The sequence below is a fragment of the Roseicyclus sp. genome, assembly GCF_018402035.1.
Taxonomy (GTDB): Bacteria; Pseudomonadota; Alphaproteobacteria; order Rhodobacterales; family Rhodobacteraceae; genus Roseicyclus.
The window spans coordinates 325987-347025 of the sequence record NZ_JAGYJN010000002.1 but is presented as its reverse complement, the minus strand read 5'-3'; the positions used below and the strand labels follow the sequence as shown (position 1 = coordinate 347025).

Sequence of the window (21039 nt, the reverse complement as noted above, 5' to 3'; positions counted from 1 at the left end):
ATTGCGGCGCTTTATGGGCGAAGCTGAGAAAGCGATGCGGCCTAAAGCGCCGCCGCTGCCCCCATGATCAGATAGATCGCCAGCGCCCCGGCCAGCGCCACGCCCATCGGAAACAGCTTGCCTTGTTCCCACGAGGCCCAATCAGCCGTTGCCCGGCGCAAGACGGGAACGCGCCCGGCCAAGCGATGCGTGATCCATGATGCAATCAAAACAAACGAGAAGAGTAGCAAGAAAAACAGCCCATCGCCGGGCACTACAAAGGGGGCCATGGCAGCGGCGAATTTCGCATCCCCCGCCCCCACCAGCCCAAGCGAGGTGATGACAAAGCCGATGGCCAGCACGATCAGCAGGACCGCAAGCCGCCACAGATATGCGTCGAAGGGCATGATGATCAGCCCAATCACCGCAAAGCCACCGGCCAGGGCCAAAACCGCGATATTGGGAATGCGCATGCTGCGCAGATCGCTGAGCGCGACCCAGATGCAAATCGGCAGAGCAAAGGGCAAAAACCACAGTGCCTCTGCGGGTGTCAAAGCAAGCGACATCAGCGGCGAACCTCCGTCTCAAGGGTCTCGAGCGCGCGCACGGCCGCATCGAAATGTTGGGGATGGGTCTCGATCGCCTCGGCCAAAAGGCCGCGGCCTGTATCGATCTGTCCTTGCCGGATCGCGGCCAGCCCTGCGGTGTGCAAAAGCTGGGCGCGCTCAATCTCGCTCATGCGCACCAAGGGCATCTGGTAATTGCCCTGTGCGGCGCGCGCCATGACAAGGTTGTTCTTGGCCGTGAAGAGGTTGGGATCATAGCGGACCGCTTCGAGAAACAGCTCTTCCGCACCATCAAAATCACCCCGTGACAGCCGCGAAAAACCCCAGTTATTCAACACATTCGCCGGGCGCGTGGTCAGGCCCACCGCAGTTTCATAGAAATGATCGGCGCGTCCCCATTCTTGATTGCTATCGGCTACCATCGCCTCCAGCCGGTAGCGCTCAAAGGTTTCGAGCGTGGGTGGGACAAGGTCGAGTTGGCGCTCGGCCTCGGCCCAGTCGCCTGACCGGATCAAGGCACCGGCGAAATCGATGCGGTCTTGATCGATCATATCGGGGCCACTCACGATATCGCGCCACAAGGCAATCGCTTCATCAGCGCGTCCAGCGCGCACAAGGCTGGTGGCCAAACCACGGCGGAAATCGATGCGATCAGGCTGTTCAGCGCTCGCGCGTTGGAAATAGGCGACGGCCTCATTTGGCGAAGCAGCGGTCAACATAATCTCGCTGAGATTGGATTCATCGATCACATTGATCGGGTCGATGGCCCGGTTCACATCGGGCGCGCTGGTCGGATTGCATGCGGCCAAGCCGATCACTGCGAACATAACCGCCGGATGCATCCGGGGACAAACTGGCATGGCGACCTCTTACTGCTCATACTCTGCGCCCCAATCCCGATCAGGGTTCGGCGAAAAGCACGTAAACACCTTCGCCGCGCCGGATTAGTCCGGGGCTCTTTTGATTATTTTCTTCACTATAGATGATATTTTTTATTCTTGCGATAGCCCGCCGTAGGTTCTCGCGGATCGCGTCCGATTGGCCACTATCATGCGCAAAGGCCAATTCAAAAACGCGCCGCGCTTCGCCAAACTCGCCTTGCTCCATCAAAACGACGCCCAGATTGTTCAACGCCGGGACATAGGCCGCGTCACGTTCGAGTGCTTGACGGAATTGTTGGGCAGCCTGCCCCACGCGCCCCAACCTGAGATTGGCGGCACCGATGGCCGTCAGGGTTTCAGGCGTCAAGCCCCGTTCCCCCGCCGCCCGGTAATAGGCGCGCAAGGCCAGCTCTGGCTGGCCTGCATCCATGAGCCGATCACCGACCAACAACTGATCCACTGTATCTTGCAACACGACTGTGCCTTGCGGCGCGGCAACCTCTAGCTCTTGGGGAAGCGGGTCGAGACGCCGATCATCATTGGCATCGCCGCAAGCCACCAATAGGTTCAGCCCGATCAGGATGATGAGCCCCCTCATCACACCCTCCCTACGTCAGGCAATCGCGATGCGCGGTCATCATTCACATCCCGCGCTGCAAATCCATGACAACGCCGTAGATCGACGGCCCGATCAGAATGACCAAAAGCGGCGGCAGACAGAAAATCATCGTGCCCAAGGTCAGTTTGGTTGGCAGCGTGCTGGCCTTTTCTTCGGCGCGCATCACGCGCTTGTCGCGCATTTCGTCGGCATAGACGCGTAGCGCCTCTGAGATCGAGGTGCCAAAGGTTGCCGATTGGATCAGTGTTGTCACAAAGCTGGTGACATCTTGAACGCCTACACGCTCGGACAGGTCACGCAAGACACGGACCTTGTCCTTGCCTGCCTTCATCTCAAAGGCGACCATTTCGAACTCTTCTGACAAGGCGGGATAGCCCGTGCGGATTTCTTTCGCCACGCGGATGATCGATTGATCCAAGGATTGGCCCGCCTCGACGCAAACAAGCATCAGATCCAACGCATCGGGAAAGCCCGATGTGATCTCGGTCTCGCGCGCCTTGACGCGACGCTGGACCCAGTATTTCGGCGCATAATAACCCAGACCGCCTGGCACCAGTACCGACAGGATTGTCGTTTGCGGATCATTGGCGCCGTTCAAGAGTGTATAGATGCTCCCCAAGATCAGTCCGCCAATCGCGAGCGCCAATTGCGCAAAGAAGAAAATCTGCACGGCGCTTTTGGAACGGTAGCCCGCGCGCAACAGTTGAAGCTGCATAGCGCTGTAATGTGTTTGATCTTGCGGTTCGAGATACTGCGCGAAACGGTTGAGGCGTTCATCCTTACCGCCGCGCCGCAGGCTGCCGACCCTTGTGCTTTTTTCGGTGACGGCATTCGCATCGCGTATCCGTTCAAGCGGGTCCTTTTTCTTGAACAACATCATGGGCAGCGTGACGAGGATCAGCAACAGCCCAAGAAAGCCTACAACGATCAATGGCCCTAAATCACCCAGATTGCCAAGGATCAGACTATTTGCCTTGGCTAAGAAACTTGAAAAAAACGCCATTGTCGTGCCCCCTTAAACCTTGATGTTCACAAGTGCTTTCATGAACAATATGTTCATAAGCAGCATCACACCCACCGCGATGCAGGCCGGGATGAAGATTGGTGTTTCCATGACTGCATCGTAATAATTGGGCTGCAACAAGTTGATCCCAACCAGTGCAAGCAGCGGAAAAACCGAGAGGAAAGCGCCCGACCACTTTGCCTCGCCTGTAATGGCTTTGACCTTACGAAACAGTTTGAAACGCGCGCGGATCACTTGGGCAAGCCCCGCAAGGATCTCGGCGAGATTGCCACCAGATTTTTGTTGGATACCGACGGCAACGGCCAGAAAACGCAAATCCTGACTATCGAGGCGCTCGGCCATCGCGCGGATGGCATCGGCAACATCGCGCCCATAGGCCGCCTCATCGGCGATCACACCGAGTTCGGAGGCGAGGGGATCTTGAATTTCCTTGGCCACCGCGTTGATCGCAGAGACGAAAGGATGACCCACCTTGAGCGAGCGCACCATCAACTCGACCGCATCTGGTAGCTGCTCATCGATCAAGGCAAGCCGTTTCTTGGCTTTGGAGTTGACCCAGAAATATACGCCACCCACACCCATGCCCACACTCAGCAAAAGCCGCAGCGGCAGTGAGACTGTGACAAAAATCGACAGCGCGACGAAAGCGGCCATAGCCAACATCGCCATGACAAGGATCAGCTGCGACGGGGTAAAGGCGATGTTGGCCTTTTGGGCCTTATCCGCGATCATCGCGTAGAGCGGCAGGCGCGTCGCTCCTTTGTGTTGGTCCATCTCCTTGCGGAGCTTGGCCAGCACATCCTCGCGGTTCGTACCTTTTTCCAGCATGGCCAAGCGGCGATTGACACGCGCATTCAAGCTGATGGATTTACCAAAAATCGCGAGATAGACCCCTTCGACCAGCATGATAATGCCGACGAAGATGCCGATATAAATCAACGGCTCAATGGAAAGTTGCATGGCCCTTACTCCGCCGCGATCGGTTCGTAGATCGAAGCGGGCAAATTATACCCCCACTGGCGGAAGCGCTCGGCATAATGCGAACGCACACCGCAGGCGGTGAAATGGCCGATGATGGTGCCATCGGGCTTGAGGCCGGTGCGCTGGTAGCGAAACACCTCCTGCATCGAGACAACATCGCCCTCCATCCCGGTGACTTCGGTGATCGATACCATCCGGCGCGAGCCATCTTGCAGGCGGCTTGCTTGCACAATCAGGTTTACGGCGCTGGTGATCTGCGCGCGCACGGCCTTGAGCGGCATTTCGATACCGGACATGGCGATCATGTTTTCCAATCGTGACACCGCATCGCGGGCATTGTTGGCGTGGATCGTGGTCATCGAGCCGTCATGGCCTGTGTTCATCGCCTGCAACATATCGATGACCTCTTCACCGCGGGTTTCACCCACGATGATCCGGTCAGGTCGCATCCGGAGCGCGTTGCGCAAGCAATCGCGCTGGGTCACGGCACCTTTGCCTTCGACATTCGGGGGGCGGCTTTCCATCCGGCCAACATGCAACTGTTGGAGCTGTAGTTCGGCCGTATCTTCGATGGTCAGCACGCGTTCCTTGTTGTCGATAAACGACGAGAGCGCGTTGAGCGTGGTGGTTTTGCCCGACCCCGTGCCGCCCGACACGATCACATTGAGCCGCGTGGCGACAGCCGCTTGGAGATACGCGGCCATTTCTTCGGAAAACGCACCGAAACGGACCAGATCGTCGATCCCCAGCTTTTCCTTTTTGAACTTGCGGATCGACACGAGCGACCCGTCCACAGCCACGGGCGGCACCATCGCGTTAAAGCGAGAGCCATCCTTGAGGCGGGCATCGACATAGGGGTTGGATTCGTCCACCCGACGCCCCACAGCCGAGACGATCTTGTCGATGATACGCAGCAAATGCCGCTCATCTTTGAAGCGCACATCCGTCAGGCTAAGCTTGCCCGCGCGTTCGACAAAGACGCGGTTGGGGCCATTGACCAAGATATCATTGACATCAGGGTCTTTGAGCAGGGGTTCCAGCGGGCCAAGCCCCGTCACCTCGTCGAAAAGTTCGGTATTGAGCGTCTGGCGGTCTTCGCGGTTCAGGACCGCGCCCAATTCGCCCAATTGTTCCGAGACGATGGCGTTGATCTCGGTGCGCAGATCCGCCTCTTTGGCCGTTTCCAACGCGGCAAGATTGAGGTTGTCGAGAAGCCTTGAATGCATCTCGGTCTTGATTTCATCAAGTCTTTGGCGGCGCTTGACGTCCTTGTCATCAGCGGCGATCTGTGCGGCAGGACGCTGAATTTCGGTCACGATCTGGGGTTTGCGCAAGCTCGTGGCCGCAGCATGAGCGGCATCGCGGGCGGCATCAGTCAGCGCATGGTTCTGTGCCTCGGCCGTGTCAGCTTTCTTGAATTTACCGAACATCTTTCACCCCTTGCTCAGGCTTTGGCCTGAAACTCGCTGATCATCGCCTTGTGCAGCCCGGTGGCGAGCCGCGCGATCTCTTTGCGCAGCACGTTTCTGCGGGCGATCTCGCAAAGCGGTTGGCCTTCGTCACCGGCTTGCACCACTTGGAGGCCGCCATCAGGCAAAAGGGTGGAAATCTTCACACCAAGGCTTTCCGCCAATCTCTTGACGCGGGCCTTGCCGTTGAGATCGGTCAGACCCGGCGCGCGGTTGAGAACGAAGTTCAACTTTTCCACCGGCAGGCTTTCTGCCCGCAGCGCCTTAAGAAAGCGCATGGCATTTTGTGCCGACCGCATGTCACGTTCCATCGTGGTAAAGAACACATCCGCCCGGTTCAGCACCGTCTCGGTCCACATCACCAAGGTATGCGGCATGTCGACGACAACCACATCGAAACATTGGGTGGCGAGGTTCAAAAGCGCCTCGACCTCTTCGGGGCCGATCAGATCAAGCGGCAAGACATCGGGCGGCGCGGGAAAAACCGACAGTTTGCCGCCGTATCCCAAGAGCGCTTGCTTGAAGGCATCCACATCCATGTTACGCGCGTCTTGCAAAAGCTCGATGATCAAGTCACGGCGCGGAAGGTCGAGATAGGCCGAGATTGTGCTGGCCTGAAGGTCAAGATCGATGAGGCAGACCGATGGGGATTTTTGCTTGTCAATTGTGGCCAATTCCCAAGCAAGGTTGACCGCCAATGTCGATGCGCCGGTGCCACCGGCAAGCCCTTGGATTGCAAAAACAGCGGCCTTGCCACCAAGGCGTGGTGCGATTGTCGCGGGGGCTTGGGTGTTGCGCTCGGGGTGCTCGCCGACGATGCGAACAGGGTGGACCTGTGGCATGTCGGGCGCGGAGGTTTGGTTGCGAAGGCGCGTGATTGCATCGTGCAAGGCACTATTGCTTAACGGATAGGGAACGAAATCCTCAGCCCCAAGCCGCAAAAGCTCGTGCAGGCTTGCTGGTTTAAGCTCATGTGCCACCAAAATGCTGCGCACACCGCGCGCCTTAGCGGCCTTGATCAACTCCCCGATCATGCCAAGGTCGCCCTCGTCCTTGGGGGTCAAGGCCAAGGCGAGGAACTCAAGGTTCTCGGCTCCGGGTTGATGGATAAAGCTGCGTGCCTCGGCGAAACTCAGATCGCCCCAGGCGTTCCCCAGCTCTGCTTCCATATCCTCGATCAAAAGATCGAAGTGATGGACATTTCGCGACACCGTGCAGGCCAGTATCGGTGCAGGGTCCGCTCGCAATGCAAGTCCGCTACTCATTTCTCAAGTCCTTTATGGCCCGGATTCTCCGGACTATTCTTGTGCCCGGTCGAATGACCCGTCGGTGATTGCGCGTTTTTTACGCGGCCGATGGCGGATCACGACCTCATGCCAGCAAGGTGCTTGGCAAAAGGGGCAACAATACGACGAAAAATGGGGTTTTCGTTTGCAATACTTGGACATAGGCAGCTGACGCTACGATTGCGTCGCGCGCCTATTCACCGGATGTGGCGACTGTGCCTTGGCTGTCAATTTCACCGCCGCCCGATTGCGCATAGGCGCGATAGACAATCTGGGCGTAGCGCCCATCATGGACCAGCGGGTTGCCACGGACAAATCCCGATACCTCGGTCACGGTGCGGCGGTTGCGGCGCTCTTGGGATTGGGTGGCGACCAAGGGCTCGCGTTCGCCGCGTGACACCAGCGCGTCCAAACGCGCCCGATGAATGCCGTGGGAAACGAGGAAATCCACCACTGCGCGTGCGCGCCGCAAACCAAGCTGCTGGTTGTAGCTTTCCGAGCCGACCAGATCGGTGTGGCCATAGACCGAAAAACGCGCCTCGGGGAAATTGCGGATGAAATCTGCCTGTTGGCGCAAGATCGCCTGTGCCTCGGGTTCCAAGATGGCGGAATTGAACGCAAAGGTGACGGTCGTCGGCACTTCGGCGACAAAGCGCTCGGCCAAAACGCTGACGTATTGGCGCTCACCGCTGTGGTAGAGGACATTGTTCATCGTCGGGTTGCCAAAGGCACCTTCGTCAATTGCGGAGCCAACTTCACGATCGCTACACCCCATCAGGGTGATCGCAACACATGTGCACAGCGCGAGTGGGGTGCGATGGGCGCGCAATGGCGAAAAACAAGCGATCAGCATTGGCATGGCCTCAATCCATCACATAACCGTAGGAGCCGAAAAAATCCTGCCGGGCGACGTCACCGGCGGCAGTGCCCGCGCGCGGTCCGCCCGAAAGCCGACCATGCAAGAACAATTCGCGCTCGCTGGGAATGGTGACCCGGTCAGTGGGCAGCGCCAGCGCCTCGCCGCGTACGGGCTGCACCAAATGCGCGGTGACAATCACCACAAGCTCGGATTGTTCCCGCTGATAGCTGGTCGAACGAAACAGGACGCCAAGGATCGGCAGATCGCCCAACCACGGCACCTTGCCGATGTTGTCGCGAAAGTCATCTTGCAACAGGCCAGCGATGGCAAAACTTTCGCCATCGCGCATTTCGACCGTCGTTGCCGCCTCACGCGTGCGCAAACCCGGCACCGCGCCTGTTCCGGGGATGCCTGCGTCGATCGAGCTGACGGTTGTGGAAAGGGCAAGATTGATGATGTCGCTATCGACCACCGTGGGCGTGAATTCCAATTCTATGCCGAAAGGCTTGAATTCGATCGTGATATCCCCGTCGTCGTCGCGCACCGGCACAGGGAATTCTCCACCCGCCAAGAAATAGGCTGTTTTGCCCGACAAGGCCGACAGGTTCGGTTCGGCTAATGTTCTGACGAGACCTTCGGACTCAAGCGCTTCGAGTAGGATGTTGAAAGAGAAATTGGCCCCCACAAACCCAAGTGCGGCGGCACCTTGCGGTGGAATGATTCCAATGGGGAATTCCACGATGTTGCCGGAATTCACAGCGGCGACATTGCCACCATTGCCTACGCTGGTGCCGGTCATGCTAATGCCCAGCTCTTGGCGGATCGTGCGGTTCATCTCGGCAAAGCGCACTTGCAGCATCACCTGCTGGCTCCCACCCACAAGCATCAGGTTCGACACACGGCCCGGCGCGTAACGCTCGGCCAGTTCCATCGCGCGGTCGACAACGCGGCCCGAACTGACCGTTCCCGATAGCACAATCCCGTCGTTTGCTGGGCGGACCTCGATCTGCTCGCCGCGCAAAATCTCGCGCAGACGTTCGCGCAACTCGGCGACATCGGGCACGACCTGCAGATCGACATTGGCGATCAGCATGCCGTCGGCACTTAAAAGTGTCATACTGGTGCGACCCGGTGCGCGGCCAAGAATATAGATACTGCGCTCAGACAGGGTGGCAATATCGGCAATGGCGGGGTTGGCGACGCTGACCTCGGCGAAAAACACATCGCTTTCGACCACGACGGCGCGGTTCATCGGTACGGTCAAGCTGACAGAAGTTTGGCCCTCAACGACACGCAGCGGTGTGTTTTGCGCCAATGCGACGGTGACAGGCATGATTGCCAAGGTGCAGCCGATGAGGCCCGCACGCAAGAAACCCAACATGTTCATGGCAAATTTGCCTCACTGATGACTGCTCTACTGCGTCTTGATGCGCATATCTTTCGAGAAATATGTACGAAAAAAGATTGTACCGCAAGAATCAGAAGCATTTGGCCGTTAATTCGTCCTGCGATCCCAGCGCAGCGAGCGCCAAAACGCGCAGCGGCCCAGCAGAGAAAATCTGCTAGGCCGCGTGAACTGTTGCGTTTTCTTCAGTTTGTGCAAGGCACCTGCACCACCGCCAATTCACCGGCGTTGCGCTGGCGCACGGTGCAGATGCGTGGTGCTTCGAAGCTTTCGGCCACTTCTTCGCGCCCACCAAGAAGCCCATCGAGCGAAACCTCGACCGTTTCAACTTGGGTTTGATCATCGATACCGACCAGTGCCAGCGTCAGGCGGCCCGATGCCTGTGCCTGCGTCAGCGCTGCGATATCGCGGGGCAGGGCGGCAAAGGTGATCGTGCGCGCGATAACCGGGTTGTTGCGGTCGCTATTGGCGGATTGGTCAAGCGCCATGATCTGAATGCCGGATCGGATCAGTCGCGTCAGGCTTTTTCCATCGCGGCCTGTGCCGGTCCAGTAAACATCGACACGGTCGCCGGTGCGCAAAAAGCCCGATACGCCGGTTACGACGTCGATCTGTAGCGTGAAGGCGCGCGTGCCATCCTCAAGCCGGGAGGCAACACCGGCATCTTCGCCGGGCCGCGTCACCTTGCTGGCCAAAAGTGGCTCATGCATTTCGATGACACGCAGAACGGTGCGCTGCGTGTCTTCGTTCGGGGGAAAAATCTCGTCCAGTGTCGTGAAGGTTCCGTTTGGCACAAATTCGGCGGGCCAGCGGATCGCCTTTACATCTTCGGGGACAAGGCGCTCACCATAGCGCAGCGGGCGAGCGGCCACATACACCTCGACCGTCGGTGTGATGGCAGCCCTCTGTTGTTCAATGGCAAGCTGATATTGGCCAAAGCGCTCCATCGCGGCCTTGACGGCAAAACCAGCAAGGCCGATGCCCAAGAACAGTACCAACCCAAAAATCAGTCTCATGTGTTGTCCTTTCCGCTTCCAGTGTTGCGCCAGCCGGTCAGCCCCTCTGCGGGACAAGCGTTACCGCCTTGTATGGTGCGGAGCTGGGGGCGCTTGATGGTCAAAGCATGAAATCCCCGCGGATTTGCATTGCTTGTGTATGTTTGACCCCTGCCTGTCGTCGGCGCTGTACGGGTAAATGGGCCCCGCCCCCAAGAGGCGAGGCCCTTTTTATGCCATGTATGGCACAGGTCGATTAGTCGTTGTTCGCCGTAGCCGCGCCATTGGTGGCGAAGGGGTTGCCGGGCAGCTCGGTGTTGCTCAAGGCTGTGTTGATATTGCCTGTAAGATCTTCGACGCCGTTCGACACCAAAACGATCGTGGCAAAGCCAAGGCCCACCATCGCAGCGGTCAGAACGACCCAGTCAACGGTCACGGCGCCGGATTCGGAAGTTACGAAATTCTTGATCAGTGCGGTCATTGTATAGCTCTCCAGGTTTGCTTTCTGCGTTGTTCCAACGGGGGATGGCCCGGTTTGGATAGGCATGTTTTGCCCCCTGAAAATGGCTGGAATACGGCCCAAAAGGGAAAGTTTGACGGATTGTCTAAGAAAGTTTGTGGGCAGGGCACTGATGATTCTCTCGGCTGGCTTTGCATGATCGTGCGGTTTGAGTTGGGATTGGGGGCCAAATAAAAAGGGCCGCGCCCATCGCGGCGCGGCTCATGAACGAAGCGCATGCGCTGTCGCATCGGGTCCGTCGCGCGGCGCGTCATCTGCGCCGTTGGTGGCAACGCGGCTTGCCGCCAAGGTTCTGGCCCCTGTTTGACACCCGCATGATGCTGGCAAGGCCAAGGCCCATCATCGCAGCGCCGCGTTCGGCGGTGACAAAATTCTACATCATTTTGGTCATCCTGCGGGTCGCTGGATACGCTCAGGGCTTGCCCCTCCGAGAGAGGCATTGGGGTGGATGGAGCTTTGTCATCCCTCACCATGATCGGCATTGAACCTAGAAGCAGAGGTTTGTCGCGTTTCGCCTGTGGTTTTGCGGGCAGATGACGGAATGTTTTTGTGGTAGACAGCCGCGCTGGTGCCTGATTTTCCCAATGGCGCTGTCATGGTTCAGGCGTAGGCGGTTGGATGTTGTTTAAACGGTTTGCCCCTTTGGGCGCGGCTTTTGTGTGTTTGGGTCTTGCTGCGCCGCTGCTGGCGCAAGAGGTGCCGACAAGCCCCGGTATCAGGATTGTCACAGCCCCCGGCGCGGGTCATTCCGGCGCAAGGATCACGATCCAGATCACCCCTGACGAGCATTTCCGTAACGCTAACCCGCCCGCCGCATTGCGCGTTGCGCCGCAAGATCCGGACCGGCCCTTGCCCAAAGACCCCGTTGCGGCATGGTTTTGGGATGCGATCCCGGCCAACCTGCCGCCTGATCCCGCGCGCTTTTGGACAGCGCTTGATGTCTTGGCTGCGGCTGGCACGGCGGCGGATATCGCTGTGCCACGGCTTGCAACCTTGCAACAGATCGTGGCCCAGCACGGCACCGATATTCTGCGCGCCAGCCTGACGGCCGAGGTATCGCCTGCGCTGATCCTCGCGGTGATGGCCGTCGAATCCGCCGGTCGCGCCGATGCGGTCAGCCATGCCGGCGCGCAAGGGTTGATGCAGCTGATCCCCGCCACAGCCGAACGCTTTGGCGTGGCCGATCCTTTTGATCCCGCCCAGAATATCGCAGGCGGTACCGCCTATCTCAACTGGCTGCTCAAGGAATTCGACGGCGATCCGCTTTTGGCCCTTGCGGGCTATAATGCAGGCGAAGGGGCGGTGCGAAGCGCAGGCGGTGTGCCGGATTTCCCCGAGACCCGCGATTACGTCCCCAAGGTGCTGGCCACATGGATCATGGCGCGCGGGCTTTGCCGCACACCGCCCGATCTGATCACCGATGGTTGCGTGTTTCAGCCGATGGCGGTTGAGTGAGCGTGCCCTAAGCCTCGGGTGGCAAGGTCCGGGTCACGCCCGAGGCTGAGATGGCGACAAAGGTGAAATCACCTTCTGTCACCAGCATCCGCTCGCCCGTGCGCTGGCGGCGCACCCATGCCTCGATATGCATGGTGATGGAGGTGCGGCCCGTGCGGGTGATGTGGGAATAGACGGAAAACAGATCCCCCACGAGGACCGGCGCATGAAACCTGAGCGCCTCGATCGCCACAGTCGCACAGCGCCCCTGCGCGCGGTCCATCGCGGTGGTGCCAGCGGCGATGTCCATCTGGCTGACGACCCAGCCGCCAAAAACATCGCCGCCGGAATTGGTGTCGGCAGGCATCGGCACGGTCTGAAGCGTCAGCGTGCCTTGGGGTGTGCGTTCAGACAAGCGTGGCTTCCGTTGCCGCACGCAATTCGGCTTCGGTCACGCCATCGGCCAGTTCCAAGAGCTTCAGGCCGCCGGGAACCACCTCGAGCACACCCATATTGGTGATGATCAGATCGACCACCCCCGTGCCGGTCAGCGGCAGGGTGCAGGATTTCAGCACCTTCGATTCGCCATGCTTGTTGGCGTGATCCATCACGACGACCACGCGGCCCACGCCCGCCACCAGATCCATCGCGCCGCCCATGCCCTTGACCAGCTTGCCGGGGATCATCCAATTGGCCAGATCGCCGGTCTCCGACACTTCCATCGCGCCCAAGATCGCCATCGCGATCTTGCCGCCCCGGATCATGCCAAAGCTCGTCGCGCTGTCGAAATAGGCGGTGTGCGGCAGTTCGGTGATCGTCTGCTTGCCCGCATTGATCAGATCGGCGTCTTCCTCACCCTCGTAGGGGAAAGGCCCCATCCCCAGCATCCCGTTTTCCGATTGCAGCGTCACGGTGATGCCCTCGGGGATGTAGTTCGACACCAAGGTCGGGATACCGATGCCAAGGTTCACATACATCCCGTCGCGCAGTTCTTTTGCCGCGCGGGCGGCCATCTGGTTGCGGTCCCAAGGCATTATGCTGTCTCCCTCTGGCGAACGGTGCGTTGCTCGATCCGCTTTTCGTGCTGCCCTTGGATCAGGCGATGCACATAGATGCCCGGCAAATGGATGGTGTCGGGATCGAGGCTGCCTGTCGGCACGATTTCTTCGACTTCCATGATGCAGATGCGCCCGCACATGGCGGCGGGCGGGTTGAAGTTGCGCGCGGTCTTGCGGAAGACGGCGTTGCCCGTCGCGTCGGCCTTCCACGCCTTGACGATGGAAATATCCGCGAAAATCCCGCGCTCAAGGATGTAATCCTGCCCGTCGAAGGTTTTCACTTCCTTGCCCTCGGCAATCACGGTGCCGACGCCCGTCTTGGTGTAGAAACCGGGAATGCCCGCGCCGCCTGCGCGCATGCGCTCGGCCAGCGTGCCTTGGGGGTTAAACTCCAGCTCCAGCTCGCCGCTGAGGTATTGGCGCATGAATTCCGCGTTCTCGCCCACATAGGAGGAGAGCATTTTCTTGATCTGCCGGGTGGCCAAAAGCTTGCCCAGACCGAAATCATCGACGCCCGCGTTGTTCGAGGCGACGGTCAGATCCTTGGTGCCCGCCGCGACGATCCCGTCGATCAAAAGCTCGGGGATGCCGCACAGGCCAAAGCCGCCCGCCGCGATCAACATGCCGTCAAACAGCACGCCATCCAGCGCTTCCTTGGCCGAACCATAGATCTTTTTCATGCGGATACCCTCCGAAAACCTGTCGCGCGCACCCTGCCGCCGCAATGCGGCGAAGTCAACGCGGCGCTCAGTGATCCAGTGCTGCTTCCATCTCGGCGAGAAGCGTTGCGCAATAGGCCTCGAAGCGGGGGCCGGGCTGTTGGCCGTCGATCCGGTCTTTCAGCGGGTCAGGCGCGCGGATGTCGCTACCTGAAAGCGTTTCCAAAACGGCATGGCCGCAAAAGGGAACATGCGCCTCGGAATAGCCGCCCTCATGGGTCAGCATCAAACGTCCCTCGCACAGATCGGCGGCCGCCTCCATCACCATGGCGGTCATCGCGCGGAAGGTGTCCGATCCCGCCATCATCCGCCCCAAGGGATCGACGCCCGAGGCATCAAAGCCGCAAGCGACCACGATGGCATCGGGCTGAAAGGCGTAAAGCTGGGGGATCACCAGCCGCTCGAAAGCTTCGAGATATGTGCTATGCCCACCGCCGGGTGGCAGAGGGATATTGAGGTTGAAGCCCGCGCCTGCACCTGCGCCGCGATCTTCGAAATCGCCACTGTCGCGGGGATAGTTGCGTTCTTGATGGATCGAGATGGTCAGCGTATCGGCGCGCTCGTAATAGATGGCTTCGGTCCCGTTGCCGTGATGCACATCCCAATCGATCACCGCGATGCGATTGGCCAGCCCCGCCGCCCGCGCCGCCTCAAGCGCGATGGCGATGTTGTTCAAAAGGCAAAACCCATTGGGAAAGTCGGGCAAGCAGTGATGGCCCGGTGGGCGCGATAGCGCATAGGCATTATCAAGCCTGCCTTGCAGCACATCGAACAGCGCCGCCTTGGTCAGCCCGGCGGACAGCGCCGCAATCTCATAGCCGTCGGGGCCAAAGGGTGTGCGCAGGCCCAATTCGCCACCACCCTCGGCGCATTTCTGGCGGAATGTGTCGATATAGCTGGCCGGATGGATGCGCAGAATATCCTCATGCGTGGCGGGGGCAGCGCTGGGCGTGGCCAATTCACCCATCAGCCCCGTCACCTCGACCAGATTGCGAAAGCGGCGCTTGGTCTCGGGGTTTTCGGGCAGGCCCGCGCCGCTGGCGGGCTGCATCAGCCCACCGACAGGCACCAGAAAGCTGTAATTGCCCCCCGAGTGCCAAAAGCACCGCTCGTTGTAGAAAAAACCCGTGCGCATAGTGATTGTCCCCTATTCCCCCACGCCGATATTGCGGCGCGCTTGGGCGGCTGTCCATCACAATGGCGCGCCTTAGCGCTCCAGCCGATAGACCCCTTCGGGCAGGTTCAGCGCCGCCGCCAGATCGCGCAGCTGCGCCATGGACAATGTCACCACCTGTTCGCGGTCATTGCGCGCATCATACTGGGTCAGCGTCACGCATTCGGCGAAAGCGGCGATGGCGATATCTTCGAGCAAGGGCTGGCTATCCTCGCCCTCGTCGACAAGGGTGATGATCGTGGCGTCGAAATCATGCTCGATTGTAAACATGAAGCCAGCCTAGGGCTGCGCATCTTTCGGTGCAAGACACCGCGCCTCGCGCCGCAATTGCCGGTGGTAAAGCCAAGGGGCGGCAAGGCGGTTATAGGCCAGATCGGCGATATGGCGCAGACCCGGAAGCATCACCAGACGCGCCATCCAGCCCATGCCGGGCAGTGCTGCCCAGATCGCGGCAAAGGCGGGAATGCCGCTGATGATCCGCCCATCGGGGAGCGCTGCATGCATGCGCCGCTTGGCTTGATCGGGGCTAAGTTGCCACCCACCCAGATCGGCGGTGTTGAGATCCTCGAACAGCAAGGGCGCACCTGATGCTGCGGCGCGCGCGCGGTAATGCGCAATCTCGGCCCTGCAGATCGGGCAGCGGTCGTTGTAAAGGATGCGGGTTTGTTCCATGACCTGCCAGCTATCGCGACCGTCCTCCGCGTCAAGCGCGCGCCCCGACCACAAGCGCGTGATCGGGGCTTTACGCCGCGCGCGGTCCGATTACCCTAGCGGCCGGAATTATGGGGATGCCGATGCGCAGCTTTGCTTTGATCTTGGCCAGTGTCGTGGCGCTTGGCGCCTGTGTTCCGACAACGCAGCCTGCCGCCCCCCCGGTGCAAAGCCCGACCATCAGCCCCGAACAAGCGGTGATCAATTTCCGCGAGGTGATCGACCGGGTCGAACCCGTGGCCGAGCAAGTCTGTCGCGAGCAAACCCCCGACCAGCTGTGCGATTTCGCCATCTATGTGGACCGCGATCCGCAAAGCGGTGTGAACGCTTTTCATACCATAGATGATAACGGCCAGCCCGCGATCATCTTTACCATCGGCTTGATCGCGGTGGCGGCCAATGCGGATGAATTGGCCTTTGTCATGGGCCACGAGGCGGGCCACCATATCGGGCGTCACTTGCCGCGGGTGCAGGCCAGCGCCGATCTGGGCGCGCAAATCTTGACCACCCTCGCGCGGGCAGGCGGGATCAACGAGGCAGCTTTGGGCGGTGTCGCCCAAGTCGGCGCTGTCGTCGCCTCGCGCCAATACGGGCGGCAGGCCGAGCTCGAGGCTGACGCCATCGGCACCGTCATCGCCGCGCGCGCAGGTTATGACCCGTTGCGCGGTGCGGAATTCTTCACCCGCATCCCCGACCCCGCGCGCAGTTTCCTTGCCACCCATCCGCCTAATGCCCAGCGGATCGAGACGGTGCGCCGCACCGTGGCCGGTCGCGTACCGGGGGCTTGATCTAGGTCAAGGTGCGAATGCGCGCTGCGCGTAACCTGTTGCCATCATGGATCGTCCCTTGCGGGACCAAACAGGGATGCGACAGATGCTTGGTGACAAGACCCGCGCGCGCCATGCCGCGCTGATGCACCAGATGGCCGAAACGCTTGGTGCTGATCTAGACCGCGCCGAATTGCGCGGCGTGCTGCCGCCAGAGGCGCGCGAAGACATGCTTTTGGCCTGCACGGGATGCGCCAAGCCCAGCGGATGCGCCCATTGGCTGGCGCGCAACGCCAAGGCCGAGACCGGGCCGGATTATTGCCGTAACGCCGATATCTTGCACCGTTTGGCCGCCGAATAGAACCTATCCGGCTACCCGGCCCCAAAGATCGTATTCGCCCGCCTCTTCGACCACGACCGTGACCATGTCGCCGGGGGCAAGCCCGTCAAAGCCTTCGTCGATGAACAGGTTGCCGTCGATCTCGGGCGCATCCGCCATGGTGCGGCAGGTGGCACCATCTTCATCGACCGCATCGACCAGCACCATCATGGTTTGCCCGATCTTTGCCGCAAGCTTGGCCTCGGAAATGGCTTGCGCCTTTTGCATGAAGCGGTCCCAGCGGTCTTGCTTGACCTCTTCGGGAACGTGACCCGGCAGCACGTTCGAGCGCGCGCCTGCGACGTTTTCGTATTTGAAACAGCCCACCCGGTCGAGCTGTGCCTCATCCAACCAATCGAGAAGCGTCTGGAACTCATCTTCCGTCTCGCCGGGATAGCCCACGATAAAGGTTGAGCGCAGCGTGATATCCGGACAATCGCGCCGCCATGCGGCGATTTCATCGAGCGTGCGCGAGGCAGCAGCCGGTCGCGCCATGCGCTTGAGCGTTTCGGGATGGGCGTGCTGGAACGGAATGTCGAGATAGGGCAAGAGCCCGTTGGCCGGATCGGCCATCAGCGGGATCAATTCACGCACATGCGGGTAGGGGTAGACATAGTGCAAGCGAACCCAAGCACCCAATGTGGACAAGTCTCTGGATAGATCGAGAATCGGAAACTTGCTCTCGCGCCCTTTCCAGTCTGTGCCATAGGCGGATGTGTCTTGAGAAATGACCAGCAATTCGCGCACACCGGCCGCGACCAGCTTTTCGGCCTCGCGCAGCACGGCCTTGGCGGGGCGCGACTGAAGGCGGCCACGCATATCGGGGATGATGCAGAATTTGCACTTGTGATCGCAGCCCTCGGAAATCTTGAGGTAGCTGTAATGGCGCGGCGTCAGCTTCACGCCACCGGGCGGCAAGAGGTCGATGAACGGATCGGGCGACGGCGGCACGGCGTTATGAACTGCATCCAAAACCTGTTCATACTGATGCGGCCCGGTCACGGCCAAGACTGATGGATGCGCGCCGGTGATATATTCAGGCTCCGCCCCAAGACATCCGGTGACGATCACCCGGCCATTTTCGCGCAGCGCCTCGCCGATGGCATCAAGGCTTTCGACCTTGGCCGAATCGAGAAATCCGCAGGTATTCACGATCACCGCATCCGCGCCTGCGTAATCAGGCGAGATGGCATAACCCTCGGCCCTGAGCCGCGTCAGGATCCGCTCGCTATCGACCAGCGCCTTGGGGCAGCCCAGGCTGACCATCCCGATCCGGGGCTGTCCGGGGCGGGCGACATCGGGCACATGGGCGCGCGCAAGATCGGGGCGCAACTCGGGTGGGTTCTGGCTCATGCCCGCGCAGATAGCGTGACGCGGCGCAAAGGGGAAGGGTATGCCGGAAAACGGCTGCACAAGCCGCGCGCGGCGCGTTAGGTTAGCGGCAATGGTAAGGGGTTTGCGCATGCGTTGGATTATTCGATTGCTGGGGGTCTTCGTCACCCTCGCCGTCTTGGGCGTCGTGGCATTGCTGATGGTGCCGGCTGAACGGATCGCGGGCTTGGCCGCTGCACAGCTTGGCCAAAGCCTTGGGCGTGCGGTGACAATCTCGGGTGCTGTGCAGCCCATCTTTTGGCCGCATCTGGGCGTGCGTGCCGAAGGGGTGGGCGTGGCCAACCCCGATTGGGTCAGCGAGGGGCCGATGCTAAGCGCCACGGCGCTGTCTGTCCGCCTGCCATGGACCGCGATCTTGGATGGCACCCCGCAGATCGACGAGATCACGCTGATCGCCCCCCAGATCACGCTGGTGCGCGCCGCCGATGGCCGCGCCAGTTGGGAGATGGCGGCCAGCACCGCGCCCGGTGCTGGCACGCAAAGCATCGCACCCGCGATCGCCATCGCGATGGCCGAGATCACCGACGGCAGCTTGCGCTATATCGATGCGCAGGCCGGGGAGCGGTTTGAGATCACGGCCATTGACGCGCGCTTGACCTTGCCGCGCGATGGGGCGCTCAGCCTTGCAGGGCGCGCCACGGCGCAGGGCGTGCCGATGGCATTCTCGTTTGATCTTGCTGCCCTGTCCGATCTGATGGCGGGTCGGTTAAGCGATGGCGCGCTCGGTTTGGAATGGGCGGGCGGCACGGCGCGGTTTGATGGCCAGCTTGGGTTGAGCCCGGTTTTCAGTGGGCAACTGTCGTTGGATGCCAGCGATCTGACACCGCTGGCGGGGCTTGCTGGTGTCGCGATGCCTGATTTGCCACAAGGATTCGGGCGGCAGCGCGTGGCGCTATCGGGGCAAGTCGCGCTGAGTGATGAGGGTAGCGCGCATCTGCGCGATGGGCGGTTGCAGCTTGATCAGACCGGCTTTGCTTTGGCGCTTGACCTGACCCAAGGCGCAGAGCGTCCGATGATCCGTGGCACGGTCACGGCTGATGCGCTGACACTGCCCGGCGGCGATGACAGCGCTACGGGCGGCCAAGGCTGGTCGCGCGTGCCCATCGATGTGAGCGGGCTTTTTGCCACCGATGCCGAGATCGCGCTGCGGCTTGGTGCGCTGGGCCTTGGCGATATCGCCCTTGGCCCCGTCGATCTGACCGCGACGCTGACGCGGGGGCGGCTGGTTCTCGATATCGCGCGCCTCGCGGCCTATGGCGGGGCGGTGAGCGGGCAATTCGTGGTCAATGGGCGCGGCGGGCTGTCGGTGGGGGGGGATCTAAGCGCAAGCGATATCGCGCTTTTGCCGATGCTGCGCGATTTTGCGGGCTTTGAGCGGCTGGAAGGGACAGGTGCCGGGAGGCTGCGTTTTCTGGGCGTAGGCAATGACATGGCCAGCATCATGGCCGGGCTGTCGGGCGAGGGGGAATTGCGCCTTGGGGCAGGTGCTTTGCGGGGGATCGATCTGGCGGCGATGATCCGTAACCGCGATACCAGCCTGCAAGGGGCGGGGGCGCGGACGGTCTATGACAGTGCTAGGGCCAGCTTTACCATCGCCGACGGTGTCTTGGCCAATGACGATCTGACGCTTGCCGCCGGATGGGGTGGGGCGACCGGGGCAGGGCGTGTGGATTTGGGCGGCCAAAGCCTTGATTACAGGATGATTCCAGCCATCGCCCAAAGCGGTGACAATGGCGCGATCCGGGTACCCGTGCTGATCCGTGGACCTTGGTCGGGGCCGTCAATTCGGCTTGATTTAGAATACCTTGCGCAACAAGAGCTTGCCGTGGAACGCGCGCGGCTGGAGGCCGAGGCGCAGGCGCGGATCGATGCCGAGGTCGACCGTCTGGAGGCCGAAGCGCGCGCGCGCGCCAATGAGGCGCTTGGCACCCAATTGCAGCAAGGCGACACCGTCCAAGATGCGCGGGACGCGCTGGAACAACGCCTGCGCGATGAGGCTGAACAGCAACTCTTGCGGCTTTTGGGGCGGGGGAATTAAACAAATGGCCGGGCTGAAGCCCGGCCTACGGTTTGTTGCATCGTTTTAGCCCAAATGGCCGCCCCCGCGATCTATGCTGGCCTAGCGGCGGCGGTCGCGGCGGGCCGACATGGGTTGGAAGGCCACGCCAACATGCGCCTCGCAATAGGGTTTGCCTTGCTGCACGGGCAGGCCGCAGAAATAGAAATCTTGCGTCGCCGGATCGCCGATGGGCCATTTGCAAGTGCGTTCGGTCAGTTCCATCAAGCTGATGCGCTTGGCGGTTTTCTCGACCTCGTGGACCTTGGCCAGTGCCTCAGGGCTGATTTCATTGGCCGAGGGCTGGGGCGGCAGGGGTTGGCCCGCAGGCACGATGGGCTTGCGCAGCGGTGTGACATTGCTGGGGCGTGACGGCGGTGGATCGTCGCTGACGAAAGCAGGCGCGCGCTCGGGCTGTGCGGGTGCGGCTTTCGGCTCGTCCTTGCGGGCGGGCTTGGGCGCTTGGCGCAGTTCCGGCTCGGGTGCGGGTTTGGCTTGCGGGGCAGGCGTTGTGCCACCACCGCCCGTGCGATTGGACAGGCCAAGGCGATGCACCTTGCCGATGACCGCATTGCGGGTGACACCGCCAAGTTCCTTGGCGATCTGGCTGGCCGACTGGCCCTCGCCCCACATCTTTTTCAGCGTCTCGACGCGTTCGTCGGTCCAGGACATGCCCGTCTCCTGATCTGGGGGCCGAATTCAAGCAGCGCGGCCCAAGACCACCTCATATGACGGGGTCTTGACCGGAATTGAAGCCCCATTCTA

Annotated in this window: 23 protein-coding genes; 4 read left to right on the top strand and 19 right to left on the bottom strand. The window is 60.8% G+C overall.

What is annotated here, in order from left to right:
- Positions 1-41: 41 nt before the first annotated feature.
- The 11 genes from KG698_RS05855 to KG698_RS05805 all read right to left on the bottom strand — a co-directional run bounded on the left by KG698_RS05855 (position 42) and on the right by KG698_RS05805 (position 10545).
- Entirely contained in the window at positions 42-545 is a 504-nt protein-coding gene (locus tag KG698_RS05855; protein ID WP_213684609.1) for a prepilin peptidase, read from the bottom strand.
- The gene (locus tag KG698_RS05850; protein WP_300982954.1) at positions 545-1405 is read right to left on the bottom strand and encodes a tetratricopeptide repeat protein; all 861 of its coding nucleotides are present in this window, start codon (positions 1403-1405) and stop codon (positions 545-547) included. The genes KG698_RS05855 and KG698_RS05850 overlap by 1 nt, the downstream gene beginning before the upstream one ends.
- Positions 1406-1445: 40 nt before the next feature.
- Positions 1446-2024 (bottom strand): tetratricopeptide repeat protein, encoded by a 579-nt coding sequence (locus KG698_RS05845; RefSeq protein ID WP_213684608.1) that lies wholly within the window; start codon positions 2022-2024, stop codon positions 1446-1448.
- 43 nt (positions 2025-2067) lie between these two features.
- The gene (locus KG698_RS05840; protein ID WP_213684607.1) at positions 2068-3048 is read right to left on the bottom strand and encodes a type II secretion system F family protein; all 981 of its coding nucleotides are present in this window, start codon (positions 3046-3048) and stop codon (positions 2068-2070) included.
- A 12-nt stretch (positions 3049-3060) separates the two neighbouring features.
- Entirely contained in the window at positions 3061-4029 is a 969-nt protein-coding gene (locus KG698_RS05835) for a type II secretion system F family protein (RefSeq protein ID WP_213684606.1), read from the bottom strand.
- Between the two features lie 5 nt (positions 4030-4034).
- On the bottom strand, positions 4035-5480 hold the full coding sequence (locus KG698_RS05830) for a CpaF family protein (RefSeq protein WP_213684605.1): 1446 nt from the start codon (positions 5478-5480) through the stop codon (positions 4035-4037).
- Between the two features lie 14 nt (positions 5481-5494).
- The gene (locus KG698_RS05825; RefSeq protein ID WP_367114047.1) at positions 5495-6730 is read right to left on the bottom strand and encodes a CpaE family protein; all 1236 of its coding nucleotides are present in this window, start codon (positions 6728-6730) and stop codon (positions 5495-5497) included.
- Between the two features lie 268 nt (positions 6731-6998).
- Positions 6999-7517 (bottom strand): OmpA family protein, encoded by a 519-nt coding sequence (locus KG698_RS05820; RefSeq protein ID WP_367114046.1) that lies wholly within the window; start codon positions 7515-7517, stop codon positions 6999-7001.
- A 151-nt stretch (positions 7518-7668) separates the two neighbouring features.
- Positions 7669-9051 carry a type II and III secretion system protein family protein gene (locus KG698_RS05815; RefSeq protein ID WP_213684603.1) on the bottom strand — a complete coding sequence of 461 codons (1383 nt, stop codon included), beginning with the start codon at positions 9049-9051 and terminating at the stop codon, positions 7669-7671.
- Between the two features lie 203 nt (positions 9052-9254).
- Entirely contained in the window at positions 9255-10085 is an 831-nt protein-coding gene (gene cpaB, locus KG698_RS05810; RefSeq protein WP_213684602.1) for a Flp pilus assembly protein CpaB, read from the bottom strand.
- A gap of 235 nt (positions 10086-10320) precedes the next feature.
- Positions 10321-10545 carry a hypothetical protein gene (locus KG698_RS05805; protein ID WP_213684601.1) on the bottom strand — a complete coding sequence of 75 codons (225 nt, stop codon included), beginning with the start codon at positions 10543-10545 and terminating at the stop codon, positions 10321-10323.
- 657 nt (positions 10546-11202) lie between these two features.
- Between KG698_RS05805 and KG698_RS05800 the strand changes: the two genes are divergently transcribed.
- The gene (locus KG698_RS05800; protein ID WP_213684600.1) at positions 11203-12039 is read left to right on the top strand and encodes a lytic transglycosylase domain-containing protein; all 837 of its coding nucleotides are present in this window, start codon (positions 11203-11205) and stop codon (positions 12037-12039) included.
- Positions 12040-12046: 7 nt separating this feature from the next.
- Here the strand turns inward: KG698_RS05800 and KG698_RS05795 are convergent, their stop codons facing one another.
- The 6 genes from KG698_RS05795 to KG698_RS05770 form a co-directional block, all read right to left on the bottom strand.
- Positions 12047-12433 (bottom strand): acyl-CoA thioesterase, encoded by a 387-nt coding sequence (locus KG698_RS05795; protein WP_300982952.1) that lies wholly within the window; start codon positions 12431-12433, stop codon positions 12047-12049.
- Positions 12426-13052 (bottom strand): 3-oxoacid CoA-transferase subunit B, encoded by a 627-nt coding sequence (locus KG698_RS05790; RefSeq protein WP_213684599.1) that lies wholly within the window; start codon positions 13050-13052, stop codon positions 12426-12428. The genes KG698_RS05795 and KG698_RS05790 overlap by 8 nt, the downstream gene beginning before the upstream one ends.
- The gene (locus tag KG698_RS05785) at positions 13052-13756 is read right to left on the bottom strand and encodes a CoA transferase subunit A (protein ID WP_213684598.1); all 705 of its coding nucleotides are present in this window, start codon (positions 13754-13756) and stop codon (positions 13052-13054) included. Before KG698_RS05785 ends, KG698_RS05790 begins: the two co-directional genes overlap by 1 nt.
- Positions 13757-13823: 67 nt before the next feature.
- Positions 13824-14930: a class II histone deacetylase gene (locus tag KG698_RS05780; RefSeq protein WP_213684597.1), complete on the bottom strand. Its 1107-nt coding sequence runs from the start codon at positions 14928-14930 to the stop codon at positions 13824-13826.
- Positions 14931-15002: 72 nt separating this feature from the next.
- Entirely contained in the window at positions 15003-15239 is a 237-nt protein-coding gene (locus KG698_RS05775) for a hypothetical protein (protein WP_213684596.1), read from the bottom strand.
- A gap of 9 nt (positions 15240-15248) precedes the next feature.
- Entirely contained in the window at positions 15249-15641 is a 393-nt protein-coding gene (locus KG698_RS05770) for a thiol-disulfide oxidoreductase DCC family protein (protein ID WP_213684595.1), read from the bottom strand.
- A 122-nt stretch (positions 15642-15763) separates the two neighbouring features.
- Between KG698_RS05770 and KG698_RS05765 the strand changes: the two genes are divergently transcribed.
- Together KG698_RS05765 and KG698_RS05760 are read left to right on the top strand one after the other, a co-directional pair.
- Positions 15764-16468 (top strand): M48 family metallopeptidase, encoded by a 705-nt coding sequence (locus KG698_RS05765; RefSeq protein ID WP_213684594.1) that lies wholly within the window; start codon positions 15764-15766, stop codon positions 16466-16468.
- Between the two features lie 76 nt (positions 16469-16544).
- A complete protein-coding gene (locus tag KG698_RS05760; RefSeq protein ID WP_300982951.1) occupies positions 16545-16808 on the top strand; it encodes a DUF6455 family protein in 264 nt (87 codons plus the stop codon).
- Positions 16809-16811: 3 nt separating this feature from the next.
- Here KG698_RS05760 and rimO read toward each other — a convergent pair whose 3' ends face one another.
- Positions 16812-18179 carry a 30S ribosomal protein S12 methylthiotransferase RimO gene (gene rimO / locus KG698_RS05755; protein ID WP_213684593.1) on the bottom strand — a complete coding sequence of 456 codons (1368 nt, stop codon included), beginning with the start codon at positions 18177-18179 and terminating at the stop codon, positions 16812-16814.
- Between the two features lie 109 nt (positions 18180-18288).
- Between rimO and KG698_RS05750 the strand changes: the two genes are divergently transcribed.
- The gene (locus tag KG698_RS05750; RefSeq protein WP_213684592.1) at positions 18289-20256 is read left to right on the top strand and encodes an AsmA family protein; all 1968 of its coding nucleotides are present in this window, start codon (positions 18289-18291) and stop codon (positions 20254-20256) included.
- A gap of 81 nt (positions 20257-20337) precedes the next feature.
- Here the strand turns inward: KG698_RS05750 and KG698_RS05745 are convergent, their stop codons facing one another.
- A complete protein-coding gene (locus tag KG698_RS05745) occupies positions 20338-20946 on the bottom strand; it encodes a GcrA family cell cycle regulator (RefSeq protein ID WP_213684591.1) in 609 nt (202 codons plus the stop codon).
- Positions 20947-21039 lie beyond the last annotated feature (93 nt).